The organism is Acetomicrobium mobile, from assembly GCF_937920065.1.
Window position 1 is genome coordinate 1 of record NZ_CALETC010000306.1, and the last position, 5,297, is coordinate 5,297.

Below are 5,297 nucleotides of genomic sequence, written 5' to 3' on the forward strand. Positions count from 1 at the left end.
CGATGGGCAAAACTTTGAAAGTAATGCAAATCCTGCCGGAGTTTCATGAGGGCGGCGTTGAACGCCACGTGTTGTGGCTTTCCGGTTCGCTGGCAAAGCAGGGCCATGAGATAATGGTCGTGACCAAGGGCGGAAAGCTCGAAAAGTTCCTCGACGAGGGTGTAAAGGTCTGGCACCTTCCCGTTCACGCCAAAAACCCCTTTACCGCCCTTTGGTGCGCTTTGCGCATTGCCAAGAAGGCAAAAGGGGAGGGGTGGGACGTGATTCACGCCCACTCGCGCGTACCTTTTTGGATCGCCTGGTGGGCAAGTGTTTTAAGCGGCGTTCCCTGGGTCGCCACCACGCACGACACGTTTAAGCATTCGCTTGCGCTGCTTCCGTTAAAAAGGGCATGCGCTACCATAAGCGTAAGTTGTTCTGTTAGAGATCATTTGGCGCCATATCTTCCGAAAAACACTTTCGTCATATATAATGGTTTGCTGCCTGTCGTGAAGACTTGGCAGGGTAGCCTAAAGAGTGATCCATTTAAGCTTCTTTTCATCGGGCGTCTGACGCCAAGAAAGGGTTTGCAGGTTGCCTTGAAGGCCCTGGCAGGAGTTAAAGGGAACTGGATCCTGGATGTAGTAGGCGACGGACCTAAACGAACTGAGCTTGAACGACTTAGCGTAGAACTGGGCATAGCAGATAAGGTGCGTTTTTGGGGCTTTAGGGACGACGTAGATGAATGGCATGTCAACTGTTCCTGTTTCTTGTTTCCTTCACTTGAAGAGGGAATGGGCATGACCCTGATGAGGGCCATACAGATGGGCGTGCCCGTGTTGGCATCAGACCTTCCACCGGTGAGAGAGCTTTGCCTAAACCCGGAAACTCTGCTTGAGCCGGGGGACGAAGAGTCCTGGAGAAAAGGGATTGAAGATATGCTTCGCGAAAGAAAGGCCTTTCAGCTTTTTGATCGTGATAAGATACTAACTGTCGAAGATATGGCGAGAAAGGTCATCGATGTATATCAATCATGTAGCACAGAAACTAACAAGAGGAAAGATATGTCATGCTGACTACCATTAAAAGTTGGCCCGTGTCGCCGTCGGAAAGGAATTTTCAGGTATTACTTTACAAAGCAAAGCCGGATGATTATCCTGAAGAGCTTTACAAACCCTGGTACAAGGACCCTTTGTACAAGACGTTGAATGTAGAAAGGATTTTAGTGTATGTAGGTGGCGGGGGAGTGGGCGATATTGTGATGATAAACCCTTTCTTCAACGCCCTGAGGTCAGCGTGGCCTGAAAGCCATATCACGTGGATCGGCGGGTTTTCCAATCCGATCAAATGCTTATTGAAAAATAGCGGCCTTATAGACGACGTGCTTTATACTGTCGTAAGAAAGCACAGACCCTCTGCTTTCCCAGAGTACGTTAAATGGTGGCGGGAGGGAAGGCGGATTGGTAGGGTAGATTTGTTTATAGATACACAGCGCCAGTTCGTTCCTTCTTTGTTTTTTTCCCTGTGCTTCAAGTATAAGCACCGCATCGGATATTCAAGCAAATGTTTCTTTAGCGATTGGAAATTTAAAGAACCCAACAGGCACGAAGTTCACGATACATTCCAAACCTTGATCATGGCAAGAAGGCTCGGCATGAGACCGCCAAGACCGCTGCATCGTATTTGCATACCTGAAAGAATCGAGGAAATCGCCAACGAACTGTGGGAGAAATATCGTTTTGGAGAGGCGGTTTCAATGTTTCCGCGTAGCTCAAATCCGGTAAAAGATTGGGGAAAAGATCGTTATATTTCCCTGGGTCGTATGTTGCTTGAGAAGGGTCTTAAGGTATTGCTTTTCGGTGGACCGAACCAAATGAAAGAGCTTCAAGATATGGCCGCCTCGATGGGAAGCGGTGCTTACGTTCCCTATCTTCTTTCAGGGCTTTCCTTTGATGACGAACTGTACCTCTGTATGGCCTTACTTAAAAGGTCAGCATTGGCCATATCGGGCGATTCGGGAGGGGCCCACCTATCCGCGGCTTTGGGCACTAAGACATTGGTGATTAGCTTGCTTTCGCGCATCAACAAATTTATGCCTTTGGGCGAGCGCGTTTGGAGCGTTTATCCCGATATTGAATGCTCCCCTTGCCCTGCCAGAGATATGAAAGCCTGCAGCGGACAAAGATGGTGTGCAGCGGGAATTACTCCGCAGGTTTTATGCGAAGCAGCAACTTTATTGCTCGCAAATAAGGAGCATAATTGATGATGAAAGAAGTTGAAATGGCCTCTGATAAACCGTTAAAGATCGTTCAGGCTATCGATGCTGGAGGTTGGGGTGGGGCTGAAAAGGTCGTCGTCACCCTTTCAAATGGATTAGCAAAAATGGGCCACGATGTGGAAGTTTGGGTGAGGAAAAATGCTGTTTTATGTCAAGAACTGGCGCCTGAAGTAAAGATAAGGGTAGTCCCCTTTTTAAATGACTACGAGCCTTTTACTCCTGTACTTTTCGCAAGGGCACTTAAAACGCACGACATTGTCCATGTTCATTTAGGCCGTGCGGCGAAGTTAAGCGGTTACATTGCGCCTTTATTGTCGCCTGACTCGAGAAAAAGGCTGTTATGTCATATGCATTCCTACCATAAGCCGAGACATTATAAAAGACAAAAGCAGATTATCTGTGTGTCAAAAGCAGTAGAAGATTACGTAAAAAAGGGCATGCCGTGGGTTGAACATACATGGGTGGTATACAACGGAATCGATATGAAAGGTGCAAGAAGTTCTGCCCCGCTGTTTCCAAAGGACGGTCGGGTCGTTCGTATTGGACTTCTTGCCACCTTTAAGGCACCAAAAGGTCACGCTGACTTACTCAAGGCTTTCGCTAAAATTTGTGATGAGCTTCCGGTGAAATTGATACTTGGAGGTGACGGGCCCCTGCTGCCCGACATGAAAAGGCTTGCAGGCGAGCTTGGCATCTCAGACAAGGTGATTTTTACGGGTTTTATACCTCCGGATAAGATATTTCCGTTTTTGAAGTCTTTGGATATAGCGTGCGTTCCGTCGAATGCGGAAGGCTTTTGCCTGTCCATGGTGGAAGCGATGGCTTGCGGACTTCCCGTAATAGGATATACTGAGGCAGCTCTTTCCGAAGTGGCTGGCGACGCAGCACTTCTTGTGCCACTAGGAGACATTGACGGTTTGGCCGATTCTCTTAAAAAAGCAGTTGAAGACGAAAAATTGAGGGCCAAATTAAGCGGTATGAGCTTAAAGCGAAGCGAACAATTTACGAAAGAAAAGATGACTGAAAATACAATAGAAGTTTACAAAGACGCATTGAGGTATTAGGTTTGCGATAGCGAATACATCTTAACACTGGAGGTTTATTTGATGAATACGAGCCACATTAAAGATAAATGGCCAATGCATGTTTTTTTCATTAGTCAGGGAATTTCATTGTTAGGAGTGGGATATACGGTTTTGCCGATAATTTTGCTGCTCTTTTGGCTTATCAATATCGTTAAAAAAACTCGTAATATCCTCGTCGATTTTGTCGTAGACGACCAAATACGATGGATCGTATTTTATTATGTTGTGTTTGTATTTGCGGTTTTTATGTCTGACCTTATTATGAAAGGAAGCCTCACTAATCTAGACGGGCCTCTGTATAAAATTGCCTTCGGTGTATTTGCCATGCTGGGATATGCGATAGCCAAATCTTTTGACTCAAATGAACTACAAAAGGTCGGGTACAGTTGGATTGTATTTTGGGTTTTTGTGTTGTTAATTTTTATTGAATTTTATTATAGGGGAATCTACCAATATCACCATGGCATTTTTGTTGCTCCTCATATTCTGTTCAGCGGTCTGATTATGATCGGCTTGATTAATGTGGCTTATTTGGCCGAGAACCGTTATCGAAATAAACTTGCATCATTAGTTTCTGCAATTATGCTGCTTTGGTCTTTGTTTTGTTCTTATAGATATTCAGTTTCAGATGTATTGCCCCATTTGTATCTTGTATGCATTCTTATCATGTTTGTTTTATCTGCTAACAGAGCTTCGATGTATGTTGTTAGTATATTATTTATTGCCTTAATAATATTTTTTTTACTCAGGTCAGATATTTTAGAACAACTCAAATCTGTTGATTTAACACATGGGAATTGGTGGATGGAGCTTCTAAATGAACGCCAATACGTTTGGAGTGCTGTTATAAGGATGATAGGTCAATATCCCTTTTGGGGTGTGGGGTCAGGAAATTTCAGTACTGTATGTAGAAATATTTTGACAGAAATGAATTCTAGTTCGTCTTATAGTACCTTTGCTCATGCTCACAACTTGCTGCTTCAAAATTTTGCCGTTCATGGTGTAATAGCAGGTACTGCTTTTATTGCTCTTTTATTGTCAATCTTCAGATTGATATTTAATGCCCCGATATGTAAACAGATTGGAGCCTTTAGGCTAGCAATGCTTGGACTGTGGTCGGTTTATGTGCTTTATGGTTCGGTGGACAATGCTCCGCTTTATGAGGAGATTATCCCACTTTTTTGGGGAAGTCTGGGTTTGTTCATGGGAATGGTAGCGAAAGAAAGGATAAAAAAGGATGACAGCACTTCCGAAGATAAGCGTTATAATCCCTGCCTATAATGCTGCCAGTACTATTGAACGCACTTTAAACAGCCTTTTTTCTCAAAGCTCTCGGGATTTTGAGATCATAGTCGTAAATGACGGCTCTAGCGATGATACTCTAGACATTTGCAAGAAGATGCAGAAACGCTCACCTATTGCCATGGAAGTGTATCATCAATTTAATAGAGGAGGACCAAGCGCAAGAAATAAAGGAATTTCCCTGGCGCGTGGTGAATACATCATTTTTTTGGATGCCGATGATTTAGCAGAAAAAGATTACGTCTTAAAGCTGATGCAGGCAATAGAAAGCAAGCCCTCAATTGATATAGCCTGTTGTTCCTACGATCTTTTATATGAAGATGGAAGCTTTAAGCCCCGTTTGATTACAAATAGGAATAAAATTTTAAGTGGCAGAGATGCTCTCCTTTCGTTGTTGACCGAGAAACTTGAAGTTTGGTCTGGAAGTGCAATTTATAGGCGGTCAATGTTGATCGGTTTTAAGATTTATTTCGACGAGTCCATATCAATGGGCGAGGATATCGAGTTTCGATGGCGCGCCTTTTATCATGCCCGTGATGTTGCCATAATTCCCGAGGTGCTTGTCCACTATGTCCAACATGGCTCTTCGATTACGCGCGCTTTGGACCCGAAACGTTTTCCTCCATCAAGCTGGCTCGATCCACGGAAGTTTT

General features: G+C 44.3%; 5 protein-coding genes. All 5 read left to right on the top strand.

Going from position 1 to position 5,297, the window contains the following annotated elements; genetic code table 11:
* The first annotated feature begins 2 nt into the window (after nt 1–2).
* Nucleotides 3–1,055 carry a glycosyltransferase family 4 protein gene (locus Q7P41_RS11550; RefSeq protein ID WP_303884415.1) on the top strand — a complete coding sequence of 351 codons (1,053 nt, stop codon included), beginning with the start codon at nt 3–5 and terminating at the stop codon, nt 1,053–1,055.
* Complete coding sequence (locus Q7P41_RS11555) at nt 1,049–2,242, top strand: glycosyltransferase family 9 protein (protein ID WP_273002059.1); 1,194 nt, start codon at nt 1,049–1,051, stop codon at nt 2,240–2,242. The genes Q7P41_RS11550 and Q7P41_RS11555 overlap by 7 nt, the downstream gene beginning before the upstream one ends.
* Nucleotides 2,242–3,321, top strand: a complete 1,080-nt coding sequence (locus Q7P41_RS11560) for a glycosyltransferase (RefSeq protein ID WP_303884417.1) — start codon at nt 2,242–2,244, stop codon at nt 3,319–3,321. Before Q7P41_RS11555 ends, Q7P41_RS11560 begins: the two co-directional genes overlap by 1 nt.
* A 42-nt stretch (nt 3,322–3,363) precedes the next feature.
* Nucleotides 3,364–4,623, top strand: a complete 1,260-nt coding sequence (locus Q7P41_RS11565; protein WP_303884421.1) for an O-antigen ligase — start codon at nt 3,364–3,366, stop codon at nt 4,621–4,623.
* A partial coding sequence (locus tag Q7P41_RS11570; protein WP_303884419.1) for a glycosyltransferase family 2 protein occupies nt 4,580–5,297 on the top strand: 718 nt, incomplete at its 3' end. The genes Q7P41_RS11565 and Q7P41_RS11570, both read left to right, overlap by 44 nt.